The organism is Paenibacillus silagei, from assembly GCF_017874735.1.
GTDB lineage: Bacteria > Bacillota > Bacilli > Paenibacillales > Paenibacillaceae > Paenibacillus_AQ > Paenibacillus_AQ silagei.
The window spans coordinates 428,014-454,673 of the sequence record NZ_JAGGLV010000002.1 but is presented as its reverse complement, the minus strand read 5'-3'; the positions used below and the strand labels follow the sequence as shown (position 1 = coordinate 454,673).

Sequence of the window (26,660 nt, the reverse complement as noted above, 5' to 3'; positions counted from 1 at the left end):
AATGAGGTTTGCAGACGTATGCTGCATTGGATTGAAAAGGCGCAGAAGGGCGATGCCGAAGCCTTCCGGGAGCTTAGCGGGCATGTGCGGGGGATGGCTTACGTAGTGGCCTACGATATGCTCGGGGATGTTCAGCTTGCGGAAGACGCGGTACAGGAAGCCTTGCTGGAGGCGTATATGAACCTTGCCAGCCTGCAGGAGCCTGCGGCGTTTCCGGGATGGTTCAAAACCATTGTGGTCAGGCAGTGTCACCGGCTGCTGCGGCGTAAGCGTCAAGCCCTGCTGCCTCTGGAGGCGGCGGTGCATGTCGCGGGCTCTTCTCCAGGGGTTGCGGAGATTGCCGAACATAGAGAATGGACGCAGGTGCTCCACAGGTCAGTGTCGGAATTGTCTACCAAGCTGCGGGTACCGCTGCAATTGTTCTACTTCTACGGGTACTCGCTTCAGGAGATTTCCGTGTATCTGGACCTTTCCGTTGCTACGCTGAAGAAAAGGCTGTATGACGGCAGACGCAAGCTGAAGGGGGCTTTGCCTGTTGCCGATCTGGCGGCTGCATTTCATTTGTTACATGAGGGAGGACAGCGAATGCTGCATATTGTGAATGGTGACACGGTGGGAGACAAGCTGAAGCAGGGGATTGTCCAGGGGGAGGTGCTGGTGTGGAGAGAGATCTATTCGGCGGGACCAATATTCATAGATCCGGCGGCAGAGCAGAATCAGCAGCTGCGGGCTGAGGTGCTGCAGGCCACGATGGGCATTCCGGCAGCTGAATATGTGGCGGGCTGTGCGGAGCAGGAGCAGAGGATCAGCGGATTCCGCAAGTATGATGAGGTGGTGCTGTGGTTCGAGCATGATCTGTTCGACCAGAGTATGCTGGCCTATCTATTACACTGGTTCAATGGGCAAAAGCTGGTCAACACGAAGCTTAGCCTGCTCTGCATCGGAGAATTCCCCGGGATTGAGCTGTTCCATGGTCTGGGACAGCTGACGGAAGCTCAGCTAAGTACCCTGCCGGGAACTTGGCGGACTATCGGCCGCAAGGAGCTGCAGCTGGGAAGCCTGCTGTGGGAGGCTTACGCCGCTTCCGATCCCCGGAAGCTCGCGGACCTGCTTGCGGCGAAGCGGGAGGAGCTGGAAGGGGGCGCACTTGCTTTTGCCTATGACGCCTTCATGGCCCATCTCTCCCGCCTGCCTTCCGTAGAGAATGGTCTCGGGATCGTCGAACAGACCACCCTTCAAGCCGTGGCTAATGGAATGGACACGCCGCTTAAGCTGTTCAGGCAGGTGACGGATGAGCTGCACCGGCTTGGCATGGGCGATACGGAATATTGGAAGATCCTGCGCACACTGACGGCCGGGACGAAACCTCTGCTTGAGCTCGATGGTGTAGCAGAGCTAACAGATTACAGGGAACTACCGGAATTCCTGAATCGCAGCGTTACGCTGACTGCATGGGGAGAGCAGGTGTTGGCCGGAGCAGCCGACCGGCTACAGCTGCAAAGTATCGATGAATGGTACGGCGGCCTGCATCTGGAGGGGCATGACGCCCCCTGGCGCTGGGACCGTGCTGCGGAACGGCCGGTACAGTACCCGCCATCCGCGCGGATGGAATAGAATGTAACCAGGAGGTTTCCCTGCTAAGCTGAACGCTTGGCGGGTGAACCTCTTTTTTATGCCTATATAGTATAATAAATACTCCAGGTCAAGACAGTTACAAGTGAAGAAGGAGGAGAGCGGCATCAGAACATTAGTGATCAGTGACATTCACGGCTGTATAGAGGAATTCAGCCTGCTGCTCCGCCGGGCGGAGTATAACCCATCCAGGGATCAATTGATCCTGCTGGGCGATTATGTGGACAGAGGGCCTGACAGCAGAGCGGTCGTGGAGCAGGTGAAGCGGCTTGCTGAAGCAGAGGGGGTTATTGTGCTGCGGGGCAACCATGATCAGATGGCCTGCGATGCGCTGGCGGGAGAGGATGATAAGCGGGATACCCACTGGATTACGAACGGGGGCTTCCATACTCTGCTGAGCTATTGCGGAGGCCGGGATTCGGTCCTGCTGCACCCGGATTCAGGCTGGAAGGATTATACGGAGATGAAGCGGTTCATGCGTACGGAGTATAAGGAGCATCTGGATTTTCTGGGTTCGCTGCCCTACTACTATGAGACGGAGACCCATCTGTTCGTTCATGCGGGCATTGATCCTTCCCTTGCCGACTGGCGGACCCAACGGGAGTATGATTTTATTTGGATTCGGGAGCCTTTCTACAATCATCCTGTTACTTCTACGGAGAAGACGGTCGTCTTCGGCCATACCTCTACTGTAGATCTGCAGGACGGAGCAGGAGTCTGGTTCAGTCCGCTGGGCGACAAAATTGGCATCGACGGCGGCTGCGTGTACGGGGAGCAGTTGAACTGCCTTGAGATTAGCGAAGCAGGATACAAGACCTATGCGGTCAAGCTGGGGGAGCGGGAGTAACAAAAGCTGCGGAGCAGACGGGATGAAAACTAACTCCCAATTGGTTATAATTGGAATATCAAATCCAAGAGTTCAGGAGGCAGAGATGTCGAGTTCACTCTTAACGAAGAACGCGTTAGCCCGGTCGCTGAAGAAGCTTATGCTCACGAGGCCGCTGAACAAAATAACGATCCAGCAGCTCACAGCGGATTGCGGGGTGACCCGCCATACGTTTTATAATCATTTTCAGGATATCTATGAGCTGCTCGGCTGGATCTACAAGTCAGAAGTGATTGAAGGACTGGACCAATACTGCTGCTGGGCGGGCTGGAAGCAAGGATTCTTAAGCGTCCTGCGTTACACCGTAAATAACAAAACCATCTGTCTGAATACCTTCCATTCGCTGGGGCGCGAGCATCTGGAGCAATTCCTGTATGGGGTAATTTACCGCGTCATGATCAGCGTAGTGGAGGAGCTGGACGGGCAGGCGTGGCCGGGACAGGAGCAGATTCCGGAGCCTGTGAGAATGCAGGCCAGACTCGATATAGCCGATTTCTACACGCTGGCCATCCTTGAACAGGTGATCCACTGGCTCAGGGCCGGGGCGAATACAGATCCGGCCGGAGTGGTGGACAAGGTATCACGGATTATGGACGGATGCATTGCCCGGGGGCTTGAGCATTATCAGTCTGCAGTTCATCCGGTGAAGTCATGACACAATATCGGGCGGATGTGTAATCCCTAGACAGTTGCGTCCGGCTGTCCATAGAATCCCTGGTTCACGGCGGTTATAGTGAAGGCAGTTAGCAGGCACTTATCCCCTGATCAAGGAAGGAAGAGGACACATGGGTACATATCAAAGAATTCATCCGCAGGTACAGGAAGGCATCGCTTCACGCAAGGCATATCTCGTCGGAGGAGGGATCGGCTCCCTGTCGGCGGCGGCATTTCTGATTCGTGACGGGCATATGCCCGGCCGGAATATTCATATTTTGGAGCAATCATCTATATACGGCGGTTCCATGGACGGGGCAGGCAATGCCAAGGACGGTTACAGCGCCCGGGGCGGACGCGAAATTGAAGAGCACTTCGAGTGCTTCATGGAGCTGTTCGGCTTCATCCCTTCCCTGACCAATCCGGACTGGACAGTGCTGGATGAATTCCGGGAGCTGAACCTGGCTGAACCGATTGAATCGCATTGCCGTCTGGTCGAAAAGCAAGGCACCCCCGCCGACTTCTCATCGCTTGGACTCTCTACCGCACATGCGCTGCAATTAGGCAAGCTGACGCTGGCTACCGAAGAGAGACTGGGCACGGTGACGATTGAGCAGTTTTTTGACCCGAGCTTTCTGGAGACGAATTTCTGGTATTTCTGGCGCTCCATGTTCGCCTTCGAGAATTGGCATAGTGTGGTGGAGGTCAAGCGTTATATGGAGCGGTTCATGCACCTGATCTCGGGGATGAACCAGCTGAAAGGAATTTTACACACCGAATACAACCAGTTCGACTCGCTGATCCTGCCGCTGATGAAATGGCTGGAGCGTGAGGGCGTTCATTTTGACAAAGGGCATGAGGTTACGGATCTGGAGCTTAGTATCAACGGTGATGAGAAGGTTATAACCGCGATTCAGGTGCAGGTTAATGGTTCCCCGAAGACGATTCCTGTGACACGCGCGGATCTGGTCATGGTCACGAACGGCTCAATGACAGAGAATTCTACCCTTGGCGATCTGGACCACCCGGCGGTGCTGAACCGGTCCGTTACTGAACGCGGGTGCTGGAGCCTCTGGGAGAAGCTTGCTGCCAAATCCCCGGATTTCGGCCGCCCTGAAGTGTTCTGCGGGGATATCGACAAGTCCAAATGGCTGTCGTTCACAATGACTTTTACCGATGATGAGATTGTATTCCCTTATCTGCTGGAACTGACGGGTGACGCTCCCGGCATGGGCGGTGTAGTTACGATCAAAGACTCCAGCTGGATGATGTCCTGGACCGCACCGAAGCAGCCTCACTTCATCAACCAGCCGGATAATGTGAAGGTGCTGTGGGCGTATGGCCTGTTCCCGGATGCCGAAGGCGACTATATCAAGAAAAAAATGAGCGACTGCACCGGACGCGAGCTGCTGGAGGAACTGTGCTACCATATGGGACTTGTTGACCGCATTCCCGAGATTCTGGAGCATACCACTAATGTCATCCCTTGTATGATGCCTTATATCACTGCGCAGTTCATGCCGCGCGCTCTTGGTGACCGTCCGCAGGTCGTGCCGCAGGGCAGTGTGAATCTGGCCTTCCTCGGCCAGTTCGCCGAAGTCCCGGACGACTGCGTGTTCACGGTGGAGTATTCGGTCCGTTCCGCGATGATGGCTGTATATGAGCTTTTGAAGCTGGAAAAAGAAGTGATTCCCGTCCATCCGAGCAAATATGATGTCCGGGTACTGCTGACCGCGCTCCGCACCTGCCTGGGCAACAAGCCGCTGCCGCTGGATAAGACACTTGGGGAGCTGCTGGCGGGAACAGTACTCTCGAAATTGATCTAGAGACGAATACGAGGATTACACGAGGTAGCTGATTCCGCTGCCCAGGCATGCCTGGGGTCCGGCAGACATAGGATGGTAATAAGCAAGCGCTTAACCATTCAGTCATTGCAGGAGGAGAATAGTGTGAACGAGAGACTGGCGGCTGTTATTCTGCGGATTGATGCTATTGCTACAGATATTCTTGTACCGCTGCGCCGTAAGATCATTAATGAGGCGGCTCTGCTTCAGCTCTATGAGGCGCTGGATGAGACGTATGCTCTGATGGAGCATGAGCGGCAGATTGACCGGGAGCTCGCGGCCATCCTCTTCCTGCTCTATTCACAGCTGGTAACCCAATCCAATTATGTGTATGACAAAAGCCTCTTCGTGCCGCATATCGGCAAGCTGCAAGGATACATCCGCAAAATATTCGGCGGTACACTTCAGAATGTATAAAACTCAACTAACAGCCAATCTGACAGCCTATACTCCAGCTACATCTCTAACAGGATGGAACCGGGAGGATAGGCTGTTTTTAAAAATATGGCTGTGTTAAAATTTGTTGAGCGATTGATGAAATTCAAGAGCAGAACTCTCGCGTACTTGGGCGTGGACGTATTCGGATAAGTAAAGTAAGGAACGAGGAGGCAGACAATTCATGGGAGGAACGAATATATGGGATGCGGAGTGGGAGGTTAACGAAGAGCAGGCGCGGACGCTGATCGGAAGACAATTCCCTCAGCTGTCATCGAAGCAAGTGAAGCGATTGGGCTGGGGCTGGGACAATACGGTTTTTCTCATCGGTGACGAGTACGTGTTCCGGTTTCCAAGAAGAACGTTTGCCGTTGGCGCGATTCGTATGGAAGGGAAGCTGCTGCCGAAGCTGGAGACATATTTGACCATCCCCTATCCGAAACCGTTGTTTTATGGCGAAGCAAGTGACGAATATCCGGCACCATTTCTTGGCTATGCCCACGTGCCAGGAGATTTCCCAATCGGTTTGACGGAAGAACGCCGGGCTTTATCGGCAGAGACGCTGGCGGCATTTTTGCGGAGATTGCATGAGTTCCCGGTGCAGGCGGCGCTGAAGTGCGGAGTTCAGCAAGATCATCGAAGCTTGACGGACATAGCATCACGCAAAGTGAAATTGGAGGGCTTTCTATCGAAGCTGGTTGAACACTTATCGCCGGAGGAGTCCGGTGTGATCGAAGCGTATATTAACAGTCTGCAAAAGGACCGTGTCGAGGCGGTGAATGCACTGCTGCATGGCGATCTTCATTTCAAAAATATGCTTGTGAATGAGAACGGGATCGTCTCCGGCATCATTGATTGGGGCGATCTGAGCGTAGGCCATCCGGCTTGCGATTTGAGCGTTGCTTACAGCTTTTTACCACCATACGCCCGCGGCGTGTTTTTCGAAACGTACGGAGGAGCGGACGAGGAGACGAAGCTGCTGGCGCGGCTGATGGCGGTATACATCCCCATGCTGATCTTAATGCAAGCGGTCGATGACGGGAATGAAGCGATTGCGGCAGAGGCGAAATCCAACATCATGCGGGCACTGTCGGATTAGGCTCATTATTTCATTACGGCCGATAGCAATAAACCGCCTTTTCAACGAAGGCGGTTTTCTTATTTTTATTTTGTCCATTGCCAAACCTTGACCTGTTCCTTTACAATATTATAATGATAATGAGAATCAATTTCAAAGAAACAGGTGACATTCATGAATCAACAGGCAGTGTCCGGGAGCGGGCTGGATCAGAAGGCAAAGCGGCTGAAGCTGCGGTCCCGTCCCTGGGCGGCAACATTAATTCTTATTGGCGGTTTGATTGCGCTGGCGCTGGGTATCGCTATTTCCGTATCGTTCGGGGCCGCAGATATTAAGCTGTCGGTCGTATGGACCGCAGTCTTTCATTTCAATCCCGATATTACCGAGCATCAGATCATCCGCGAGCTTAGGCTGCCGCGTGTGCTGGGCGGCGTAATGGTGGGAGCCAGCCTCGCTGTGGCAGGGGCTATTATGCAAGGGATGACCCGCAATCCGCTGGCGGATTCGGGACTGATGGGCATTAACTCTGGAGCAGGCTTTGCGCTGGCTGTCTGCTTTGCATTTTTTCCGGGATTGCCGTTCATGTATCTCATTCTCTATTCCTTCGTTGGCGCCGGAGCCGGAGCGGGAATTGTCTACGGTGTAGGCTCGCTGGCGAAGGGCGGACTAACCCCGGCCAGGCTCGTATTGGCAGGTGCTGCTCTCAGTGCGCTGCTCTCTGCGCTAAGCGAAGGCATCGCCCTTTATTTCCGCATCGGACAAGATCTTGCCTTCTGGTATGCCGGTGGTCTGGCAGGAACGAAATGGTTCCAGCTGCAGATCATGTCCCCATGGGTGATAGCGGCTATCCTGGGAGCCATCGCGCTGTCCCGTTCGATTACGATGCTCAGCCTGGGTGAGGATATTGCCAAGGGGCTTGGGCAGCGTACAGGACTGGTGAAATTGGCTGGTACGCTAATTGTCCTGATTCTGGCCGGAGCCTCGGTAGCTGTAGTGGGAGCTGTTGGGTTCGTCGGCCTGATCATCCCCCATCTGACACGCTATCTGGTGGGTGTGGATTACCGCTGGATTATTCCCTGCTCTGCGGTGCTGGGTGCGCTGCTGGTGGTCGGGGGCGATCTGACCGCCCGGATGATCAATCCGCCGCATGAAACGCCGGTGGGTGCGATTATAGCCCTGATTGGGGTACCGTTCTTCCTGTATCTGGCCCGAAAAGAAAGAAGGGAGCTGTAAAGATGCAGAGCCATAAGAGAATTTCTTCAGAAGATGCAAGGTGTAAGTATGGCCTGAGAGTGATCGGCGTGCTGGCCGTTCTGATTGTGATAATGTTCATTATAAGTATGAATACAGGATACATAAGACTTACTCCGCTTGAGCTGCTGGATACGCTGGTCGGCAAGGGGACGGAGAAGCAGGAGCTGATTCTGTTCCAGTTCCGTTTGCCGCGGATTGTCATTTCTCTGTTAATTGGTACCGCACTTGCTGTATCCGGCGCAGTGATGCAGGGGGTCTTCCGCAATGATCTGGCCGATCCGGGTATTCTCGGCATTAATGCCGGGGCCGGACTGATGGTTATGCTGCTGATCTCTTTCTATCCGACGACCTCGGCGGCACCGGTCTATCTGTTGCCTGTGGTTGCCTTTGCCGGGGCGGCCTGTACTGCTGCTCTGATCTACAGCCTCGCATACAAGCGGCATCAGGGCATTTCGCCGATCCGGCTGCTGCTTACCGGGGTCGCAGTGGCGGCAGGCATGAGCGCGGCGATGATCGTGCTGACGCTTCGCCTTGACCCGGACAAGTATCAGTTCGTGGCCACCTGGCTGGCGGGCAGCATCTGGGGCACAAGCTGGAAGTTTGTCTTATCCCTGCTGCCCTGGATCGTGATTCTCCTGCCTTATGTCATCTACAAGGCACGGGTGATGAATGTCCTTAATCTGGGCGAGCAGACAGCGACAGGACTCGGTGCTAATGTGAGCAGAGAGCAGTTCCGTCTGCTGGCAGCAGCGGTCGGCCTTGCGGCTTCCAGCGTAGCGGTCAGCGGAGGCATCGGCTTCGTCGGGCTGGTCGGCCCGCATCTGGCGCGGCGGCTGGTCGGACCGAAGCATCAGCTGATGCTGCCCGCCTCTGCGCTGATCGGCGCGCTGCTTGTCATTGCGGCGGATACGATCGGACGGCGGATTCTGCAGCCGTCCGAGATTCCTACCGGCATTGTGGTAGCTGTCATCGGTGCTCCATACTTTCTGTATCTTCTGGCCCGTACCAAATCTTAAATACAACCAGACCTTGGAGGGATAACAATGAACGAAGCAATGGAATTATACGATGTGACGATTATTGGCGGCGGCCCCGCAGGCATGTATACAGCGTTCTATAGCGGAATGAGGGATCTGAAGACTAAGCTGATTGAAGCGAAGGATGAGCTGGGCGGCAGAATGCTGATCTATCCTGAGAAGATGATCTGGGATGTCGGAGGAGTAACACCTATTCTCTGCCGCCAGTTAATTGATCAGCTGGCAGAGCAGGCGCGCACCTTCGATCCTACCCTTGTATTCGGACAGCAGATTGTTCACCAGGCCCGCCAGGAGGACGGAACGTATATCCTGACCTCAGCCACAGGCGAGCAGCACTGGACCCGTACCGTCATACTTACCATCGGATACGGTATTCTGCAGATGGCGAAGCTGGAGATTGAAGGCGCGGACCGCTATGAGGTGACGAATCTGCACTACACGGTACAGGAGCTGGAGCCCTTCCGCGGCAAGCGGGTGCTGATCTCGGGCGGCGGAGATTCCGCAGTGGACTGGGCGAATGAGCTGGAGGGGATTGCCGCCAGTGTAACTGTGGTCCACCGCCGGGAGCAGTTCGGCGGGCATGAGAAGAATATTGCCCGGATGAAGGCCTCCTCGGTGGATGTGCGTGTGCCTTGTGCGGTAAGCCAGCTGCACAGCAGTGACGGACAGCAGATCGATCAGGTGACCGTCTGCCATATTCAGACCGGAGAGCATGAGCAGCTTGAGGTCGATGCCGTCATTGTCAACCACGGGCTGAGAAGCGACTTCGGTCCGCTCAAGGACTGGGGACTGGATATGGGAGAATGGTGTGCGAACGTCAGCGGTAAGCTGGAGACCAATCTGCCGGGTATCTTCGCTGCCGGAGATTTCGTGGATCATGAGAGCAAGGTACGGCTCATTGCCGGAACGTTCACCGATGCGGTGCTTGCCCTGAACAGCGCGAAGCTGTACATGGACCCTACCGCTGAGAAGGTAGCCTACGTCTCCTCCCATAATGACCGGTTCAAGGAGAAGAACAAGGCGCTTGGCGTAGTAGATAACCACTAGCATTCCTCCTTCAGAGATATCAGCCGGTGTACCGGCGCTATACCATAAGCTGTATCTGCACAAGCTGTCCCTTACACGGATTATTCCGTACCGGGGGCAGCTTGTTATGCTTTTACATATTCCATATGCTGTATAAAAAAAGGATAGCGGGCGAATAGTAAGAGCCAGGAGGTGCGGATATGGAGAATATAAATTCGCCGGTCTCCCCTAAGCTGGAAGACAACATCAGTACCATTCAAGCAAGGCTCGGGAACAGTCCCGATCTGGTTATACGCACCTATGAATTAATTAATAGAACAGCCCGTGTGGCTGCAATATATATCGCCGGCATTACCGACAGAGTGATGGTCGATGACTACATCTCGCATGTGATGTCCTTTCAAGCTCTGAATGACCATGCGCGGCTTGCGGTAACCCCGGAGGAAGTCTACAGCTATATTAAAGAGAACGCCCTTAGTATCGGCAAGGAGAAGCTGGTTACAGATATTAACGGACTGCTGGAGGCGTTGCTCTCGGGCGATACGGTTATTCTGGTGAACGGAGTGGGGGGAGGCATCAGCGGAAGCACCTGCGGCGGGGAGGCACGGCCAGTTTCTGAGGCAGCTACCCAGGTCGCCATTCGCGGCTCCAAAGAAAGCTTCACGGAGACCATCAGCACGAATATTGCCCTGGTCCGCAAAATCATCAAGAACCCCGACCTCTGGACCGAAACCATGAAGCTGGGCGATGTGACCCACACCGATATCACGATTATGTATATCCGCGGCATTGCCGACGAAGAGACGATTCAGGCATTCAAGGATAAGCTTCAGGAGATTAAGGTCGATATGATTCTGGAGTCGGGATATATTGAGCAGATCGTGGAGGACAATAAATATTCCCCGTTCCCCACGATGTTCAATACAGAGCGCCCGGATAGTGTCGCGGGCAATCTGCTTGATGGACGGATTGCCATCTTCGTAGACGGTACTCCGTTTGTGCTGATTGCCCCGACTACCTTCTTCATGTTCTTTCATACGGTCGAGGATTATTATCAGCGGTATGATATCTCCTCGCTGATCCGGATGCTCCGGTTTGTGTGTCTGGTCATTTCAATGTATGGTCCGGCGATCTTCGTCGCGGCGCTGAACTTCCATCAGGAGATGATTCCGACCCCGCTGCTGATCAATCTGGCATCACAGCGGGAGGGGGTGCCGTTCCCTGCCTTTGTAGAAGCGGTTCTGATGGAGGTTACCTTCGAGATTATCCGGGAAGCAGGGGTCCGCATGCCTTCGCCGATCGGCCAGACCGTATCTATCATCGGCGGTCTGGTGCTTGGGACAGCGGCGGTTCAGGCAGGGATCGTCTCTCCGGCTATGGTCATCGTGGTCTCGCTAACAGGAATATCCAGTTTTGCTACACCGGCCTTCAACATGGCGCTCTCCATCCGCATGCTGCGGTTCATCATCATGGCGATTGCCGCATTTATGGGGCTGTATGGCATCGCTATATTTACTATTATGCTGATTGCCCATCTGTGCAGCCTGCGCTCACTCGGTGTTCCTTACATGACGCCCATCGGTCCTTTTGTTCCGGGGAATCTGAAGGATACCTTCATCCGCTCTCCCCAGAGCTTCACGAGGCTCAGAAAGCGGCTCGTCAACAACAGCAAACGCTCTTCAGCCTCTCCCGCAGGGAAAAGGGCCGCCGGGAGGAAATCCGATGAACGGTAAGGGACTGCTGCGTCTGATCGCTATAGCGGTGCTGGTCCTGCCGCTTGGCGGCTGCTGGAACAGCCGGGAATTGAACGAGCTGGCCGTTGTCAGCGGCATAGGGATGGATCTTGTTCCGGAGACCGATGAATACCGGGTCACCTTTCAATTGGTCAATCCGTCTTCCACATCGACGAGTACCTCTCCCGGGAGCGGCAAGCCTGCTGTAGTGGTGGTGTCGGCCACAGACAAAACGATGTTCGGCGCGTTGCGGCGGGCGTCCAAGCATGTAACCCGCCAGCTTTTTTTTGCCCATACCCAGCTTATTGTGCTTGGAGAGCCCTTGGCGCGGGACGGGATTAACGATATCTTCGACATCTTCGAGCGGTCCCATGAGCTGCGGCTCAATTCAGAAATACTGGTTGCCCGTGGCAGTGATGCTGCCTCTGTCATGAAGCTGCTGACCCCTGTAGAGAGTCTGCCGGCTCTGGGGCTGGTGAAAAAAGCGCAGAATACCTCCAGCGTCTGGGGGGAGAACCGGCCCATAAGCGTATTCGATGTCATTCATGGCATTACAGGAGAAGGGGATCTGACGATCAATGCGGTGAAGATCAATGGAGATGCTGAGGAAGGGAAGAAGAAAAGCAATCTGGAAGGGTCGGAGACCCTGACCGAGACGGTGATGAGCGGGCTTGGTGTGTTCAGGCAGGGGAAGCTGATCTACTGGATGAAGGACTCCGAAGCAAGAGGCACCGAGTGGCTGCTTAACCAGATAGAAGAAACAGTGCTGGATATTGATGCAGATGATAAAAAAGAGTCCGTTGCCGTCAATATCATCTACTCCAGAACGGAGGTAAAGACCACGATTGAGAATGGTCTTCCGGTCTTTCATGTGACGATTGCAGAGGAGGGGAGCGTCAATGAAACGGACAGCTTCGTGGATCTCAGCAAGCGGGAAGATATCATGAAGCTTGAACAAGAGCTGGAGAAGAAGACGAGGGCTGAAGTGATGCAGGCTTTTCATAAGGGACAACAGCTGGAGAGCGATATTTTCAATTTCGGCAATGAGCTGAAGCGGACGAATCCGCAGGAATGGGCGGCGCTGGACGGGGACTGGGGCCGGATCTTCGCGGAGGGGAAGCTGGACCTCAAGATCAAGGCTTACATCCGCAGTACAGGCATGAGTCTGAAACCGTATATCCCCGAAGGTAAATAATTGGCTTAACCGCAGAAATCAGGTGATTGATGTTTATGAAAAAAGAAGTGATCGGCCCCAATCAACTGCTTGCCTTGATCATTCTGTTCGAGCTGGGAACCGCCGTGCTTGTACCTATTGGCCTGGAGAGCGGACATGCAGTCTGGCTCGCCATTCTGATTGCCCTTCCCGGGGGCATTGTGCTGTATCTGGTGTTCGCACATCTCTATCTCCAATTCCCGAACCAGATCATAAGCGGGTATACGCGTTCTATTCTCGGGCCATGGCTGGGCTGGCCGGTAAGTCTGCTGTTCCTGCCGGTGCTTCTCTATAACGGTTCAAGAAATCTGCGGGAAGCGGGTGATCTGCTGATCTCGGCCTCCTATGACAAAACCCCGATTCTGATCATTAATTCAATCATGATTATTGCCGTGATGTATATCCTGAGCAAAGGGATAGAAGTGTTCGCGAGGACCGCCGAGATTGTCCTGTGGATTGTGATCATTATGGGGTGCATTTGTATTATTGCTGTAATCTCAGCCGGGCTGGTGGAGTATAAGAATCTGTTTCCGCTTCATATGAGTGATTACAAGCAAGCCTTGAAATCAGCCTATCCCAACATTCTGATCTTTCCGTTCGGCGAACTGATGTGCTTCACTACCATTCTGCCCCACTTCAATAAATCCCGGAAAATTAAGAAGACCGGAATCGCAGCCATCATTGTCAGCGCCTGTCTGCTCAGCTTCACGCATGCAATCGAAATGTCTGTGCTTGGCGAGAACCTGTACAGCCGTACCGCCTTTCCCATGTTTACGACTATTACCCTTGTGAATATGGCCAATTTCATTCAACGGCTGGATGCCCTGGTTATGCTTACACTGATTATCGGGGCGTTCTTTAAGCTGACCGTCTACTGTTATGCTGCTGTTGCGATTGCCAACGATCTGTTCAAGGTAAACGATACAAGCAGGCTGGTTGTTCCTGCAGGCGTGATTATGCTGTTCAGCTCTTTTGTCAGCGCGCAGAATTATTCGGAGCATATGAATGACGGGAAGACTTTTCTGCAGACGATTCTGCCGGTATTCTGTGCGGTGATTCCAATCCTGCTGCTGCTGATTCATCTTGTCCGGCGCAAGTTCGGATTGTACCGTTAGAAGAATTAAGACGGTTTCCGGCGGGATTGACGCTTCTTAGAGACATGGACGGCTACCTGAACGAACGGGAGAAGCAGGAAGATTGTGATACATATGGCTTCCTGTAGTGTGGTTGTAGCAAAGATGGTCGAGAGCGAATGAATGGATGCACGCAGGCTGATGCCGGACATCACATCAATGATGACTATTAACGTAAGCGTAAGAACAGCTAACAGGACATAGATACTGATAATCTTCATGGAGGTCTCCTTGTGCACCGCAAGAATAATTCACCGGTTCCGGTGCGGCGGGCTACAGATATTATCTCCGAGTAATGGATAGGGTAAACGCCAAAAGCTGCCGGAAGCCATTCAAGGCTCCAGGCAGCTTATTCATGAATCCATTATTGTTGTACTCCGGTCAGCCAATCGGCCAGCTCCTCCGTCTGGGCCAGAACGGCAATCGGATCATAGTACCAGGAGCGCTCTTCTTTCCATACGTAGATCTTCCCGTTCTTGACTGCCGGCAGGCTGCCCCAGATCGGGTCTGCCTGGAAGTCTTGAGCAGTCCAGGTATTGTCGGTAATGACGAGATAATCACCCGCATACTTGCCCAGGGTCTCAGCGGATAATTCAGCCCACTGTTTCTCCATAATTTCAGCAGCCACTCCAGTGGGCGGCTTGCGCCCCAACGCCTGATAGATGGGCTGTCCTCCGCGTCCGAAGTTATCCCCATAGACCCAGGTGGACTTGTCTGCATGCTCCAGAATACTGAAGGTGGCCCCGGCAGGAATGGCTGCATCCACACGGGCCTTGGCGTCAGCAATACGCTTATCGTAATCAGCCAGCCAGGCTGCTGCTTCCTGCTCCTTGCCCAGCAGCTTGCCGAAATAGGTCAGCTCTTCATACGCATTCTTCAGATCACCGTATGGCACAATGACCGTTGGGGCAATCTGGCTGAGCGCCGCATAGCTGTCTGCATTGCCGGAGATAATCAAGTCGGGATTCAGCGCGATGATATTCTCCGGTGACATTTTACCGTATGTGCCGGTGTCGGCGACTCCTGTGAGGAATTCTTTGAAGTACATATTCTCCAGTGTAAGCCCGGGCGCACCGACCGGAATCGTATCCAGGGCAATCAAGCTGCCCAGATATTCCTCGGCAACAATCCGTTGCGGTGCTGCCGGTACCTCAATATCTCCATTCACAGTTGTCACAGTATGGAAAGCCGGAGCTGCGGTTGCAGCAGCCTTCTCTGGCTGAGGGGAGGAATCGGGTGTTCCGGTAGCATTAGCTGAAGCAGCACCACTGCTGGTATTAGAAGTGTTGTTTCCGCAAGCCGAGACGCTAAGAGTCAATGCCAGAAGCAGAGACAGGACCATCCAAGCCTTCGGGTGAATGCGGCGTGAACGTAAATACGGGATTTTCAAGATGCAGCCTCCTTAATGTAGAACGATTATCATTCTCAATAACACTTTACAGAGTTTGCTCTGATTAGACTATGGCTGAATGTGATGTCCGGCTATGTAAATTTATGATGTCAGCGCCTGCACCAGGACCTTCAGCTGAGCCTCGGAGGAGAGCGGGTCGAACCCGTAGAACATGCCGGGCTGATTCAGGTAATAGATTCTTCCGCCTGAAGATTCACCGATATAATGTTGCTGTACTGGGTGAAGAAAGCTCTGCAGCGGCTCCAGTGCTTCAGCAGCCTCCCTACTAGAGGTAATGAAGATATGGTCAGCGGGGTAGCGGGCGATGTTATGGAAGGCAATCTCCAGATAGCCCTGATCCAGCAGGCCCTCGGCAACGAGGCCAAGCGGCGGGCGGAAGCCAAGATCATGATACAGAATCTGCGTCCCACGCCCGTAGCTGCTGCTGAAGCAGTAGGCCGTCTCTGCGCCAAGCTCCAGGACTATGGCGGTTCCACGGTCACCGATCCGCCGGTCCAGCAGCTGATTAGCCTGGTAACAATGCCAGTCATAGAGGCTTAGCCAGGCCTCAGCCTGCGGCTGGCGTCCGGTCACCTCGGCAATCAGCCGGAATTGCTCCCGCCAGTCCATTTGCATGAAGGGAATCTCAATTACCGGTGCGACGGACAGGAGCTGCTTGCTCTTGTCAGGCAAGGAGTAGCTAATGATGACATCCGGCCGGGCAGACGATAGACGTTCGTATAGACCTACGGAGCGGGTTCCTTCATCCGGCAGCTTCTTCCTGGAGGGAACGGGCTGCATGCTCTCCATCCAATCCGAATAGACCCCCAGCCGGGGGACGACTTCGAGCGCATGGAGGCTGGCCGTATGATTGAAGTTCAGCGAGACTACAGATTTGCTCTTACGGTGATAGGCTGAAGGCGAAATTCCTACAACCTGCTTGAATTTGCGGCTTAAATAGGTTCCTTCGCTATAACCAACCTCAAGCGCCAGCGTACTCAGATTCGGGGCTCCTGTAAGGATACGCTGCTGGGCCTTACGGATGCGCAGCAGCGTTATATATTCATTGAAGGTCTGCCCGGTGAATCTGCGGAAGGCACGGGAGAAATGCTCCGGGGTGACTCCGGCAAGTCCGGCCGCCTGTTCTCTCGTCAAATCTTCATTATAATGAGACTCTATATGATGTAGTACACGGTCAATCCACTGAGCCTGCGGTTCTTTGTACTCGGCAGCACTATTGTGCAGCTCAGTGAGCAGCTCTGTGAACAGAGCTTGTAAGGCAAATGGCGTGCGCTGCTTCGGCTGGTTCCAGCTGCTAAGAAGCTGCACAGCAAGCGTGCTTACATGGGGAGGGCAGCTTCGGAGTGGCAGATCATGGTTCAGCGGGCTGAAGGGCCGGCTGTTGCCGGAGATCACCGCGTATTCGATCCACACACCCTGCAGCTTATGGCTGCGGGGCAGCCTGATATCCACCGGACTGTCGCTGCACACCATATGACCGCCGGATAGACGGATACGTTCTCCATTTAGCCCGATGACTCCGCTTCCGCCGGTGACTACTACCAGGAATGAGGTGAAGGGGGGAATGGGATTTTCCCGGTTAAAGGAGGCTTGATCCAGTGCCGTTACATGTACCGGAATATAAAAGCTATGAGGAGTAGGCAATGAACTGCCGGCATTTCGCGTCTGCATGTTACAAGTCACTCTTTTCTTGGGTGATAATCATTCTCAGTAATAGTATAACAGTCTTTCCTGCTATTGACGATCCTCGAATAGGAAGGTAAAGTTTAGGGTCAGAGACAAGCAGGGTATAGTTGTATTAGAGGGGGCGAAGAAGGCCATGACAACCTGGAATCTGCAAGGAACAGTCAGCCATTTGCTGATCTGTAACGGAAGTGACTGCAAGAAGCACAAGGGCGAAGAGGTAGCCGAAGCGATTGAGGACGAGATTACGAAGCAAGGGGCAGACGCGCTGATACATACAACAGTAACCCGCTGCAACGGAAGATGTTCGGATGCCTGTGTCGTGATCTCTTACCCGGAAGGCGTATGGTACAGGGATGTCACCCCTAAATCTGCTAAAAGCCTGGTGCGCAAGGTGCTGAAGGGAGAACAGCTCGAAGAGAATCTGCTCTATACGTATGAAGAAGGCTTCAAGGCCGCTACCCCTAAGGGTGCCAAAGGTAAGAAGAAGAAATGAACGGGCATTACAATAGATAGAAAAGTCTAAGAGGGGGAAGCGGGATGTTCGTAAGCTTTGGGCCGGGGGATGATGTGCTGCACACAGGGCAGTTCATGCAGGAAGAGGTGGAATATAATCTCATCCATCTGATTGTGGAGAACGGGGAAGCCCTGCGGCTCAGGACAGAGGAGAATGATCTCCTCTTCGCCCATGCCGCCGGGCGTAACTCGTGGTTGTGGTTATCACCGGAGCTGGCTGAAGAGAGGCGCCGTTCCCTTGTCCGGGAGCTGGCGGAAATGCTGGAGGACCGCGAATTGCCGGGGGTTAACGGAACGCTGGAGACGGGGAGGCTGTTCGCCGATGCGTACGGCAAGCTTACCGGCAAGTCTTATCAGGTCCGGATGATGATGGAAGCCTATCACTGCCCGGAGGTGCAGCTGCCGCACGGTGTCAGCGGCAAGCTGCAGCAGGCGGGGCCAGGTGATATCCCGCTCATCGCGGGGTATTTAGCCGGATTCGTGCAGGATTGCTTCGGTACGGAGAGTGCACCGGAGGATCATCTGGACTATGCCGCAGCGGTTACGGCATCCGGCAAGCTCCGTCTGTGGATCGACCGGGACCAGCCGGTGTCTATGGTTAATCTGGCCCATCAGTCTGCCAGGCAAGCGCGGATTAATGAAGTGTTCACTCCGCGTGAGTTCCGCAAGCACGGGTATGCGAGTGCGGCTGTAGCTGCCCTGTGTGCCGAACTGCTCAGTAAGGGCGTGACGCCCATGCTCTACGCCGATGCGGCGAATCCCGATTCCAATAAGGTCTATCAGTCGGTGGGCTTCAAGCGGACCGGAAGTATTGTTGATTTGCGCTTTCAGTAAGACTGTAATTATTAAGTCTATTACAGGGAGGAAGGTCAAAGGATGCTGCAAGGAATGAAAATAATAGTGACCGGTGCTGCTTCAGGTATTGGTAAGGCCATTGTCAGATATAGTCTGGAGGCGGGAGCTGAGGTCATTGGCTGTGACCTGGATGGTCCCCGTCTGGAGGAGTTGAAGCACGCAGCCGCTTCGGATAAGCTCTACACTTACCGGCTGGATGTCGCCAATTACAGCGAGGTGGAGCACTTCTTCTCAGCCCTTCAGCAAGAGCATGCCGATGTGAGCGGGCTGGTCAACAATGCAGGGATCTATCTGGGCCGCAGCCTGCTGGAGTATACGCCGGAGGAGATCAACCGGGTGATGGATATCAATATCAAAGGGTATGTCTACTTCTCCCAGGCCTTCGGACGCATGCTGCTGGAGCAGAAGCAAAAGGGCGTCATCGTCAACATGTCGTCAGTCTCCGGCCAGGAAGGCAGCTCCGATGCAGTATACGGTCTAACGAAGGCTGCTATTCTTGGCTTGACCAAGAGCTGTGCAATGAATTTTGCCCCTTTGATCCGCGTGAATGCAGTGGCTCCGACCATGGCGGACACCCCGATGATGGGACATATCCCCGCCTGGAGGCAGCAGGAATACCGGGAACACCAGTTAAATCCTGAGCCGCTGCTGGCGGAGGATGTTGCCGATACGGTGATTTTTATGCTGAGCAGCAGAGCCAGAGCTTATACAGGAGCCACCTTTGATATTAACAATGGCTGCTATTTGCGTTGAATGTCCCTGATTTGACTTGCAGCTACAGGGTTACTATGCTTATACATAGTGCAAATAATCACACTTAACAGGTAAGAGTTGCAGCTAGGGGGCGGCAGGATATGGATAGACGGCAGGTATGGCCGGATAAATTCAAGAAGTTTTTTCTGAACAACAAGTTTGTGGTGGGTCTGCTGATTGCGCTGCTGGTGGGCTTAACGATACTCGTATTCTCAAAGATTCCGTTTGTGTTCAAGCCGCTGTCTGTGCTTCTGCATACGGTGGCAGCGCCGCTGCTGCTCTCAGGGATCGCCTATTATCTGTTGAATCCGCTGGTGGACCGTCTGGAGAAGAGAAGCCGGGTGAAGCGGGCGTATGGCATTGTCATTCTGTATCTGATCATCATGGGGATCATTACCCTGGTTCTGCTTATGGTCATCCCGATCATCCGCACCCAGCTTATGGGCCTGATTGACAACTTCCCCGTCTACAGTGAGCAGATCCAGGAGGAATTCCTCCAGCTTACCGGCAGTGAACTGTTCAATAAGATTCAGTCGAGCGTAGGCACGGACCTTAGTGATATCACCAGCAAGGTGACGACCTGGGCCACAACCTTCCTGAATAATGCTGTCAGCGGCGTAGGCAGCTTCGTTGGAACACTGACCGAAATTGTGCTGGCTGTAGTGACTACGCCATTCATTCTCTTCTATCTCCTGCGCGACGGCAAAAGATTGCCCGACTATCTCATGAGACTCATCCCTACCGCACTGCGGCCGCAGTCCCGGATGGTTATGCAGGAGATGAATAACCAGATCGCATCGTATATCCGCGGCCAGATTATTGTCAGCTGTTGCATCGGAGCACTGCTCTATATCGGGTACCTGATTATCGGGCTGGAGTATTCGCTGGTTCTGGCGATCGTTGCCGCTTGTACGGCTGTAGTTCCTTATCTGGGGCCGGCCATTGCGATTACCCCTGCGCTGATCGTGGCGATGGTTACCTCACCGTTTATGCTGCTGAAGATGGTCATTGTCTGGACCGCGGTTCAACTGATCGAAGGGAAGTTCATCTCGCCGCAGATTATGGGGAAATCGCTGAGGATTCACCCGATTACGATTATTTTTGTGATTATTTTTGCCGGAAAAATGTTCGGTGTACTCGGTATCATACTGGCGGTTCCGGGCTACGCCGTGCTTAAAGTGGTAATGACCCATATCTTCCAGTGGTTCCGCTTCCGCTCCGGGCTCTACAGAGTCATTGAAGAAAAGACTGAGGAATAAAGCGAAAAGGAATGAGTGCAATGTCAGGACAACTGGTGAATACAGCTTATGGGCAACTGAAGGGAGAAGCGGGAAACGGCGTGAACGTGTGGCGCGGCATCCCGTTCGCTGCCCCGCCGCTCGGAGAGCTGCGCTTCCGGGCACCGCAGCCGCCGGAGTCCTGGAGCGGCGTACGGGAGGCCGTCAAGTTCGGACCGGTCAGCCTGCAGCCGGTCAGCACCAGCGGGACGCGGTTCGGTGGGACCACCCCGGTCTACGATGAAGATTGTCTATATCTGAATGTCTGGTCCCCGGCGGTAGCGGAGGCGACCGGGGCGCTGCCGGTGATGGTGTGGATTCACGGCGGCACCTTCGTTACCGGCGCAGGCAGCCAGCCGATGTTCGAGGGCAGCAAACTGGCTGTCTCCGGGAATGTCGTGGTGGTTACTGTGAATTACCGGCTGGGTCCGCTCGGGTTCCTGCATCTGTCTCCGCTGGGCGGAGGGCTGGGCAGTAACCTGGGGCTCCTGGATCAGATTGCTGCCCTGGAATGGGTGCAGCAGAATATCGCTGCATTCGGCGGTGATCCGGCGCGGGTCACGGTCTTCGGTGAATCGGCAGGAAGCATGAGCATTGCCGCGCTTCTGGCGATGCCTGCGGCGAAGGGACTGTTCGCCCGGGCCATTATGGAGAGCGGGGCGGCGCAGACGCTGAATGGGGAGCAGGGCGGGCAGATTGCCGCCGCATTGCTAGCCGAGCTGGGCCTTCAGCCCGGCAGCGATACACAGCTGTTGCATAAGCTCCCGGCCGGAGAGATTATGGAAGCCGCAGGCCGGATGGCCTACAAGCTGTCCGGAGACTCGATGAATATGTTCTTCCAGCCGGTCGTTGAGCAGGGAACCCTGCCGGTTGAGCCGGTACAGGCCATTGCGGCTGGAGCCGCCAGCGGCATTCCCGTGCTGATCGGAACGAATCTGCACGAAGGCAATCTGTTCTTCCGTGAAGGGCAGAAGGCCGATAACTTCGAGCAATCGCTCAAAGCGCTGGAGCAGCTGATGGGAGTGGAAGACCTCTCCGAGCTGACCTCGGATTACAGCCATACCTGGGAAGGACAGGCGGAGGTACTGACCGACCTGTTCTTCTGGGCCAGCTCGATTTCGTTCGCGGAGAAGCAGCAGGGACATGCCCCCGTCTGGATGTACCGATTCGACTGGACGGTGCCCGGGCATCCGCTGCTGGAGAAGGCCATTCACGGAGCGGAGATTCTATATGTCTTCAACAATCTCCCGCTGCTGAAGCAGTATGGCCTGAACGTGACGCCGGACATGGAGGCAGTGGCGGAGGCAATGCAGACCGCCTGGACCGCCTTCGCCCATGGTGGAGATCCGGCAGCGCCGGGACTGGATTGGCCGCAGTACACACCGCAGACGCGGGCAACCATGATATTTGACCAATCCTCGGGCGTGGTGAACGACCTGGACGGGGAGAAGCGCAGACGGATTTTTGAGTATTATACGGGATAAGTTTACAAATGCAGCCCTCGCCGGAGGAAGACCTCCGGGAGGGCTGCTGCTTGTGTGGGGGGCCGGATGTAATCGAAAAACCAAACACAATGGGACTGGGAGCGCCGCATAGGCCAAATGTAATCGAAAAACCGATTACAATGGGCAGGCGCGGGGCGTGTGAGCCAAATGTAATCGAAAAACCGATTACAATGGGCAGGCGCGAGGCGTGTGGACCAAATGTAATCGAAAAACCGACCACAATTGGACTGGGTGCGCCGCGTAGGTCAAATGTAATCGAAAAACCGATTACAATGGGCAGGCGCGGGGTGCGTGAGCCAAATGTAATCGAAAAACCGATTACAATGGGCAGGCGCGGGGCGTGTGGACCAAATGTAATCGAAAAACCGATTACAATGGGCAGGCGCGGGGTGCGTGAGCCAAATGTAATCGAAAAACCGATTACAATGGGCAGGCGCGGGGTGCGTGAGCCAAATGTAATCGAAAAACCGACCACAATGGGACTGGGTGCGCCGCGTAGGCCAAATGTAATCGAAAAACCGATTACAATGGGCAGGCGCGAGGCGTGTGGACCAAATGTAATCGAAAAACCGATTACAATGGGTGAGCGCAGCGGCGTGCGGCCGGATGTATGCGGAAAACCGAATACAATGGGCAAGCGCAGGCACCAGCATCCTCTTACCCCATTAGGATGCTGGTGTTTTCCTTACTTCAACGGAGTGTAGCCCGTCTTCTCAACCAGCTCCTGGCCCTCGGCGGACAGAATCCAGTCCAGGAAGGGCTCAATATTCGGGTTGGTGCTGCCGGCCGTTACGGCATAGAATTCCACGGCGAGCGGGTATTCTCCGCTGCGGATGGTCTCCTTGGAGGGTGGCACCTGATCAATAGCCAGCAGCTTGATCTCATCGCTGGCATTCATCTGTGAGGCGTAGAACAGGAAGCTGAAGCCGAGCGCGTTATTGAAGTTGCGGTAGCTGGCGGTGAGGCTGATAATCCCGCTCATCACATCCGCGACATTCTCCTTCGGGGGAGCCATCAGCTGGCGGTCCTCCATGATTTTTTGCAGCTTGGTCTGGCTGCCGCTGTTTTCTGCACGCTGAAAAGCACGGATAGACGCCTTCTTGCCGCCAACCTCCTTCCAGTTCGTGACGGTGCCGGAATAGATATCCTTAATCTGCTCTACCGTTAAGCTGTCCACCGGATTGCGCTTGTTGACGAAAAAGACGAACGCTTCGCGCCCGATCGGGGTGAGCTTCAGCTCCCGGCCTGCCAGCTTCGCCTCCTTAGTCTGGGCGGCCGAAGGGGCTGCAGCAAAGATGATATCGGCCTGTCCCGTAATGAGCCGCTTGTAGGCCTCGGAGGTGCTGGTACACACAACGAAGTCTGTCCCGTCCTTCTCAATGTAGGGAGTATAGTTACCTTGCGGATACACGGCCTGGGCAAAAGCGGAATACAGCGGATACAGCGCAGTTGCACCATCCAGACGAGGCAATTGCTCCGTAAGCTGATAGGACGCCTTGTGATCGAGGGAAGCAGCTTTGGTATTCGCCTCAAAGGGGGCATAGTCAAACAGCTCGACCTCCGGCTCCCTCACTTCCGCAAGGCTGTTCACATACGCTTGTCTGATTTCATGGCCTGCGGCTGTCAGCACACAGATTCCGGCAAAAGCGGCCAGGATCATCCGCCGTACCTTCCTGCTGAACAGGCCAAAGATGCTGAACACGGAGAGTACAGCCAGCCCTGAAGCGACGACGAGGGCCAGCGGACCATAGAAGAGCATCCCTCCTGTAAAAGCGGCGACAACATAAGCCATAAACCCGAGGATGGCAAGGCCGGCCAGAGCTAGGATGGAATACAGCAGATTGGTCGGAAAGCTTCTTTTCATGATGACCTCCAAATAAAATCTCTATAATGGGTATGATTAATGCTCATACTATAGTGTATCGCAAGCCGCCGTTTCTGCCAAACGAACCAAAACCTGGATACGGTACGCAGATTTGCTTGGCAGAATGATTGTTTTAATGATTATTTAATGAAATATAATGATTATTTTCATAAAAAGCTGGACGAAATGAAGAATCAGAGGTATTCTGGGATTGTGAAAATAATAACAGAATACAAGATTCTCGGGGTAAGGTGAAATTCCTGACCGGCGGTGATGTTCGTGAGAACTAAGCCCGCGACTCGTTACTCTATCACAAGAGGAAGCGACTGATCTGGTGACAATCCAGAGCCGACGGTAAAGTCCGGATGGGAGAGGATCATAAGATAAAGGCAGGCGGGTCTATTCCGTATGTCTTTATTGATAACGCCCCCGATGTTTGTCCTGTTCTCAGGACTCACGGGGGTTTTTGGTCTCTATCGAGGGTTTGTATCGACAAGGAGAATGAAAGATGAGTAATGTATCTGCTTCATCCCAAGGCGTGCGTACCGCACCGGTGCGCAGCGGATTCTGGCTGGTGGTTCTGGGGGCGGCCTTATGGGGAGTTGACCCGCTGTTCCGCATTATTCTGCTGAAATCCCTGACTTCGTCCCAGATTGTACTGCTTGAGCATGTTGTGCTCTTCCTGGTTGCCGCTCCGGTAATGTGGCGCAATCGCGCTGAGCTGAAGGGTGTACGTCTGCGCCAGGCCGCAGCGCTGCTCGTGGTATCGTGGGGCGGCTCAGCCGTAGCGACCATTCTGTTCACCAAGGCCTTATCCAGCGGAGACTTCAATGCCGTGCTGCTGCTCCAGAAGCTTCAGCCCTTGTTCGCCATTGGTCTTGCCGCTGTTATTCTAAAAGAACGCCTGCCGCGCAATTTCGCACCGCTGCTTATTGTTGCGCTGGCCGGGACGTACCTGCTGACCTTCGGCTGGACGATTCCCTTCGGCCATGTGAACAGCTTCATGGGCGTAGGAAGCCTGATGGCGCTGGGCGCTGCTGCTTTGTGGGGCGGCTCTACAGTCATGGGCCGTTATCTGCTGGGCTCAATGAAATATGAGACAGTAACCTCACTGCGCTTCATTCTGGCGCTCCCGTTGCTGTTCGTAATTACAAGTATGGAAGGCGCCCCGTGGCAGATGAGCGGCGGAGTCAGCGGCTCGGCGGCAGTTGCCATTAACCTGCTGCTGCAGGCGCTGCTGCCCGGACTGCTCAGCATGCTGCTCTACTACAAGGGACTGAATACGACCAAGGCTTCGGTAGCAACCCTGGCCGAACTCAGCTTCCCGATGACCGGTATTCTGATTAACTGGGTCGTCTATCAGCAGCTTGTAACCTTGCCGCAGATTGTCGGCTTCGCGCTGATCTGGACGGCGCTGTTCTTCATCTCCAGTCAGCAGAGGGATCAGCTGCAGCCGGCCAAACAGAATTAACTTCATAGCGCTACAGTCTGAGGGGACATACCCCAGGACCTAGCACACCATAGTCAAAGAGGATGTTCCTACACGGCCGCGCCGTCAGGGAACACCCTCTTTGTTGTATAGGCAGACTCGGGGCAGGGGGGCCGCAGCTGGAGTGATTTTATTTCACATATGGAGTGACCTTAATGCTTTTGTACCCAAGCTCCTTAAGCTGCGCTGGTGCGATATACAGTCTGCTTGCCGAATTGAAGCTGTTCACAGGGGTGAGGACTGCGTGATTGCTACCGTTTGTGATTTTATAGATGTAAGCCGCAGAAGGGTCGCCGGTTGCGCTAATGTTCATGACTTCGATCTTCCAGCCGAGGGCCGCTGCAAGCGGCTTCACCGGTATCCACTCTTGTCCGCCCTTAGTGAATATGGTGGATACATCCACACTTTTTCCGTCCAGATTCAGGTTGTGTTCATAGGCTAAGGTGATCGGCATCTCCGTGACAGGCAGCTCTTTCAGCAGCATCCCCTTAGGGAATGTGACTTCCGGTCTTGAAGATGGAGCAGCAGGGAACAAGGCTTTAAGCTCGCGGGCATCCTTGACCAGCCGTGACGATCCGTCCTTCAGATTGTAGATCCATGGGAGGCGTTTGGGCTCTTTTTTGACATATTGCAGCAGTCCCTTCGATAAGTTCCAGTTGTTCAAGGTCCCCCTCAGCAGCTCCTGCCGCTTCCCGGTGGACGGATCGTACGTACTGATCACATTCTGCCTGGCAGCCTCATTATATCCGCTCTCAAGCAGCGTATGCTGGTTGATCCACCGGGCATTGTAGTACCGCTGAGTAGCATAATAGACAGAGACCTTGCCTGTCGCCGTATTTTTCAAATACTGATCACCGAATTTCGCGATATAGCCGTCCGGCTGCCGTTCATAACGGGAACGCTCCAGAACACCCCAGCGGCCATCAGGAGAGAGGACGTATTCGCTTTTGCGCATAATGGACTGGCTCTGCGTATCGTAGACATAGGCTTGCTCCGGATCATCCATCCCCGTCAATTGCAAGTTCCCGCTGTCACTCTTCCGGAAATGTGGAAAAGCCTCCGGCCATTTACTATATGTCCCATCTGGCTGCCGGGCAATGACAGCATTGATGAACTGGTTCCCGTCCAATTGACTCACCGAATACAGCTGGACGTTGCTGTTCTTGCTGGTATAGGAATCGTATACCTCGATCTTCTCGGCTGCATGTGCTGTGAGCGGCGCAGCGAATGCCAGAAGCATCGATACAGAGAGAACCATCCGTAAGGAGTGGTGCAATGCTTGTCTCATATGAACTTCCATCCCTTCTGTGTAAATAACTGTAACTATAGACGGCCCTGAGGCAGGAAAAGTTTCGGTGGTCCTGCGTAAATCACGATGAATT

The 26,660-nt window shown here is 54.2% G+C and carries 23 protein-coding genes and 1 riboswitch; of the genes, 18 read left to right on the top strand and 5 right to left on the bottom strand.

Annotation, left to right across the window (positions count from 1 at the left end; translation table 11 throughout):
* Positions 1-18: 18 nt before the first annotated feature.
* The 12 genes from J2Z70_RS05395 to J2Z70_RS05340 all read left to right on the top strand — a co-directional run bounded on the left by J2Z70_RS05395 (position 19) and on the right by J2Z70_RS05340 (position 13,907).
* Entirely contained in the window at positions 19-1,614 is a 1,596-nt protein-coding gene (locus J2Z70_RS05395; protein ID WP_209870134.1) for a sigma-70 family RNA polymerase sigma factor, read from the top strand.
* Positions 1,615-1,750: 136 nt separating this feature from the next.
* Positions 1,751-2,479, top strand: a complete 729-nt coding sequence (locus J2Z70_RS05390; RefSeq protein WP_342592988.1) for a metallophosphoesterase family protein — start codon at positions 1,751-1,753, stop codon at positions 2,477-2,479.
* Between the two features lie 85 nt (positions 2,480-2,564).
* Positions 2,565-3,173 carry a TetR/AcrR family transcriptional regulator C-terminal domain-containing protein gene (locus J2Z70_RS05385; RefSeq protein ID WP_209870132.1) on the top strand — a complete coding sequence of 203 codons (609 nt, stop codon included), beginning with the start codon at positions 2,565-2,567 and terminating at the stop codon, positions 3,171-3,173.
* 130 nt (positions 3,174-3,303) lie between these two features.
* The gene (locus tag J2Z70_RS05380) at positions 3,304-4,998 is read left to right on the top strand and encodes an oleate hydratase (protein WP_209870130.1); all 1,695 of its coding nucleotides are present in this window, start codon (positions 3,304-3,306) and stop codon (positions 4,996-4,998) included.
* A gap of 123 nt (positions 4,999-5,121) precedes the next feature.
* A complete protein-coding gene (locus tag J2Z70_RS05375; protein ID WP_036727449.1) occupies positions 5,122-5,433 on the top strand; it encodes a hypothetical protein in 312 nt (103 codons plus the stop codon).
* Positions 5,434-5,635: 202 nt separating this feature from the next.
* Complete coding sequence (locus J2Z70_RS05370; protein ID WP_209870128.1) at positions 5,636-6,550, top strand: phosphotransferase; 915 nt, start codon at positions 5,636-5,638, stop codon at positions 6,548-6,550.
* 153 nt (positions 6,551-6,703) lie between these two features.
* Positions 6,704-7,762 carry a FecCD family ABC transporter permease gene (locus J2Z70_RS05365; protein WP_036727445.1) on the top strand — a complete coding sequence of 353 codons (1,059 nt, stop codon included), beginning with the start codon at positions 6,704-6,706 and terminating at the stop codon, positions 7,760-7,762.
* Between the two features lie 2 nt (positions 7,763-7,764).
* A complete protein-coding gene (locus J2Z70_RS05360; RefSeq protein WP_209870127.1) occupies positions 7,765-8,799 on the top strand; it encodes a FecCD family ABC transporter permease in 1,035 nt (344 codons plus the stop codon).
* A 27-nt stretch (positions 8,800-8,826) separates the two neighbouring features.
* Positions 8,827-9,867 carry an NAD(P)/FAD-dependent oxidoreductase gene (locus J2Z70_RS05355; protein ID WP_209870124.1) on the top strand — a complete coding sequence of 347 codons (1,041 nt, stop codon included), beginning with the start codon at positions 8,827-8,829 and terminating at the stop codon, positions 9,865-9,867.
* 179 nt (positions 9,868-10,046) lie between these two features.
* The gene (locus J2Z70_RS05350) at positions 10,047-11,579 is read left to right on the top strand and encodes a spore germination protein (RefSeq protein WP_209870121.1); all 1,533 of its coding nucleotides are present in this window, start codon (positions 10,047-10,049) and stop codon (positions 11,577-11,579) included.
* Positions 11,569-12,774, top strand: a complete 1,206-nt coding sequence (locus J2Z70_RS05345) for a Ger(x)C family spore germination protein (RefSeq protein ID WP_209870118.1) — start codon at positions 11,569-11,571, stop codon at positions 12,772-12,774. Before J2Z70_RS05350 ends, J2Z70_RS05345 begins: the two co-directional genes overlap by 11 nt.
* A 35-nt stretch (positions 12,775-12,809) precedes the next feature.
* Positions 12,810-13,907 carry a GerAB/ArcD/ProY family transporter gene (locus J2Z70_RS05340; RefSeq protein WP_209870115.1) on the top strand — a complete coding sequence of 366 codons (1,098 nt, stop codon included), beginning with the start codon at positions 12,810-12,812 and terminating at the stop codon, positions 13,905-13,907.
* 5 nt (positions 13,908-13,912) lie between these two features.
* Here the strand turns inward: J2Z70_RS05340 and J2Z70_RS05335 are convergent, their stop codons facing one another.
* From J2Z70_RS05335 to J2Z70_RS05325, 3 genes are all read right to left on the bottom strand, one after another.
* Positions 13,913-14,146 carry a YczF family membrane protein gene (locus J2Z70_RS05335; protein WP_209870112.1) on the bottom strand — a complete coding sequence of 78 codons (234 nt, stop codon included), beginning with the start codon at positions 14,144-14,146 and terminating at the stop codon, positions 13,913-13,915.
* Positions 14,147-14,289: 143 nt separating this feature from the next.
* Complete coding sequence (locus J2Z70_RS05330; RefSeq protein ID WP_245367985.1) at positions 14,290-15,315, bottom strand: ABC transporter substrate-binding protein; 1,026 nt, start codon at positions 15,313-15,315, stop codon at positions 14,290-14,292.
* A 102-nt stretch (positions 15,316-15,417) separates the two neighbouring features.
* Positions 15,418-17,007, bottom strand: a complete 1,590-nt coding sequence (locus J2Z70_RS05325; protein WP_209870108.1) for an AraC family transcriptional regulator — start codon at positions 17,005-17,007, stop codon at positions 15,418-15,420.
* Between the two features lie 148 nt (positions 17,008-17,155).
* Between J2Z70_RS05325 and J2Z70_RS05320 the strand changes: the two genes are divergently transcribed.
* The 5 genes from J2Z70_RS05320 to J2Z70_RS05300 all read left to right on the top strand — a co-directional run bounded on the left by J2Z70_RS05320 (position 17,156) and on the right by J2Z70_RS05300 (position 21,904).
* Positions 17,156-17,515 carry a (2Fe-2S) ferredoxin domain-containing protein gene (locus J2Z70_RS05320; RefSeq protein ID WP_036727434.1) on the top strand — a complete coding sequence of 120 codons (360 nt, stop codon included), beginning with the start codon at positions 17,156-17,158 and terminating at the stop codon, positions 17,513-17,515.
* 44 nt (positions 17,516-17,559) lie between these two features.
* Positions 17,560-18,369 (top strand): GNAT family N-acetyltransferase, encoded by an 810-nt coding sequence (locus J2Z70_RS05315; protein ID WP_209870105.1) that lies wholly within the window; start codon positions 17,560-17,562, stop codon positions 18,367-18,369.
* 42 nt (positions 18,370-18,411) lie between these two features.
* Complete coding sequence (locus tag J2Z70_RS05310) at positions 18,412-19,143, top strand: SDR family NAD(P)-dependent oxidoreductase (protein ID WP_209870101.1); 732 nt, start codon at positions 18,412-18,414, stop codon at positions 19,141-19,143.
* A gap of 101 nt (positions 19,144-19,244) precedes the next feature.
* Positions 19,245-20,402 (top strand): AI-2E family transporter, encoded by a 1,158-nt coding sequence (locus J2Z70_RS05305; RefSeq protein WP_036727430.1) that lies wholly within the window; start codon positions 19,245-19,247, stop codon positions 20,400-20,402.
* A gap of 20 nt (positions 20,403-20,422) precedes the next feature.
* Complete coding sequence (locus J2Z70_RS05300; RefSeq protein WP_209870235.1) at positions 20,423-21,904, top strand: carboxylesterase/lipase family protein; 1,482 nt, start codon at positions 20,423-20,425, stop codon at positions 21,902-21,904.
* Positions 21,905-22,610: 706 nt separating this feature from the next.
* On the opposite strand, the gene J2Z70_RS05295 is transcribed toward J2Z70_RS05300, so the two are convergent.
* Positions 22,611-23,789 carry a PstS family phosphate ABC transporter substrate-binding protein gene (locus J2Z70_RS05295; RefSeq protein ID WP_209870098.1) on the bottom strand — a complete coding sequence of 393 codons (1,179 nt, stop codon included), beginning with the start codon at positions 23,787-23,789 and terminating at the stop codon, positions 22,611-22,613.
* Positions 23,790-24,022: 233 nt separating this feature from the next.
* Positions 24,023-24,170, top strand: a riboswitch (FMN riboswitch).
* A gap of 127 nt (positions 24,171-24,297) precedes the next feature.
* Between J2Z70_RS05295 and J2Z70_RS05290 the strand changes: the two genes are divergently transcribed.
* Complete coding sequence (locus J2Z70_RS05290; RefSeq protein ID WP_036727422.1) at positions 24,298-25,260, top strand: DMT family transporter; 963 nt, start codon at positions 24,298-24,300, stop codon at positions 25,258-25,260.
* 148 nt (positions 25,261-25,408) lie between these two features.
* Here J2Z70_RS05290 and J2Z70_RS05285 read toward each other — a convergent pair whose 3' ends face one another.
* Positions 25,409-26,566 carry a hypothetical protein gene (locus J2Z70_RS05285; RefSeq protein ID WP_209870095.1) on the bottom strand — a complete coding sequence of 386 codons (1,158 nt, stop codon included), beginning with the start codon at positions 26,564-26,566 and terminating at the stop codon, positions 25,409-25,411.
* Positions 26,567-26,660: the final 94 nt, after the last annotated feature.

Coding starts and splice junctions, on each gene's coding strand:
- J2Z70_RS05395 (WP_209870134.1), top strand. CDS start 19: ATGCTGCATTGGATTGAAAAGGCGCAGAAGGGCGATGCCGAAGCCTTC.
- J2Z70_RS05385 (WP_209870132.1), top strand. CDS start 2,565: ATGTCGAGTTCACTCTTAACGAAGAACGCGTTAGCCCGGTCGCTGAAG.
- J2Z70_RS05380 (WP_209870130.1), top strand. CDS start 3,304: ATGGGTACATATCAAAGAATTCATCCGCAGGTACAGGAAGGCATCGCT.
- J2Z70_RS05370 (WP_209870128.1), top strand. CDS start 5,636: ATGGGAGGAACGAATATATGGGATGCGGAGTGGGAGGTTAACGAAGAG.
- J2Z70_RS05365 (WP_036727445.1), top strand. CDS start 6,704: ATGAATCAACAGGCAGTGTCCGGGAGCGGGCTGGATCAGAAGGCAAAG.
- J2Z70_RS05360 (WP_209870127.1), top strand. CDS start 7,765: ATGCAGAGCCATAAGAGAATTTCTTCAGAAGATGCAAGGTGTAAGTAT.
- J2Z70_RS05355 (WP_209870124.1), top strand. CDS start 8,827: ATGAACGAAGCAATGGAATTATACGATGTGACGATTATTGGCGGCGGC.
- J2Z70_RS05350 (WP_209870121.1), top strand. CDS start 10,047: ATGGAGAATATAAATTCGCCGGTCTCCCCTAAGCTGGAAGACAACATC.
- J2Z70_RS05345 (WP_209870118.1), top strand. CDS start 11,569: ATGAACGGTAAGGGACTGCTGCGTCTGATCGCTATAGCGGTGCTGGTC.
- J2Z70_RS05340 (WP_209870115.1), top strand. CDS start 12,810: ATGAAAAAAGAAGTGATCGGCCCCAATCAACTGCTTGCCTTGATCATT.
- J2Z70_RS05335 (WP_209870112.1), bottom strand. CDS start 14,146: ATGAAGATTATCAGTATCTATGTCCTGTTAGCTGTTCTTACGCTTACG.
- J2Z70_RS05325 (WP_209870108.1), bottom strand. CDS start 17,007: ATGCAGACGCGAAATGCCGGCAGTTCATTGCCTACTCCTCATAGCTTT.
- J2Z70_RS05320 (WP_036727434.1), top strand. CDS start 17,156: ATGACAACCTGGAATCTGCAAGGAACAGTCAGCCATTTGCTGATCTGT.
- J2Z70_RS05315 (WP_209870105.1), top strand. CDS start 17,560: ATGTTCGTAAGCTTTGGGCCGGGGGATGATGTGCTGCACACAGGGCAG.
- J2Z70_RS05310 (WP_209870101.1), top strand. CDS start 18,412: ATGCTGCAAGGAATGAAAATAATAGTGACCGGTGCTGCTTCAGGTATT.
- J2Z70_RS05305 (WP_036727430.1), top strand. CDS start 19,245: ATGGATAGACGGCAGGTATGGCCGGATAAATTCAAGAAGTTTTTTCTG.
- J2Z70_RS05300 (WP_209870235.1), top strand. CDS start 20,423: ATGTCAGGACAACTGGTGAATACAGCTTATGGGCAACTGAAGGGAGAA.
- J2Z70_RS05295 (WP_209870098.1), bottom strand. CDS start 23,789: ATGAAAAGAAGCTTTCCGACCAATCTGCTGTATTCCATCCTAGCTCTG.
- J2Z70_RS05290 (WP_036727422.1), top strand. CDS start 24,298: ATGAGTAATGTATCTGCTTCATCCCAAGGCGTGCGTACCGCACCGGTG.
- J2Z70_RS05285 (WP_209870095.1), bottom strand. CDS start 26,566: ATGAGACAAGCATTGCACCACTCCTTACGGATGGTTCTCTCTGTATCG.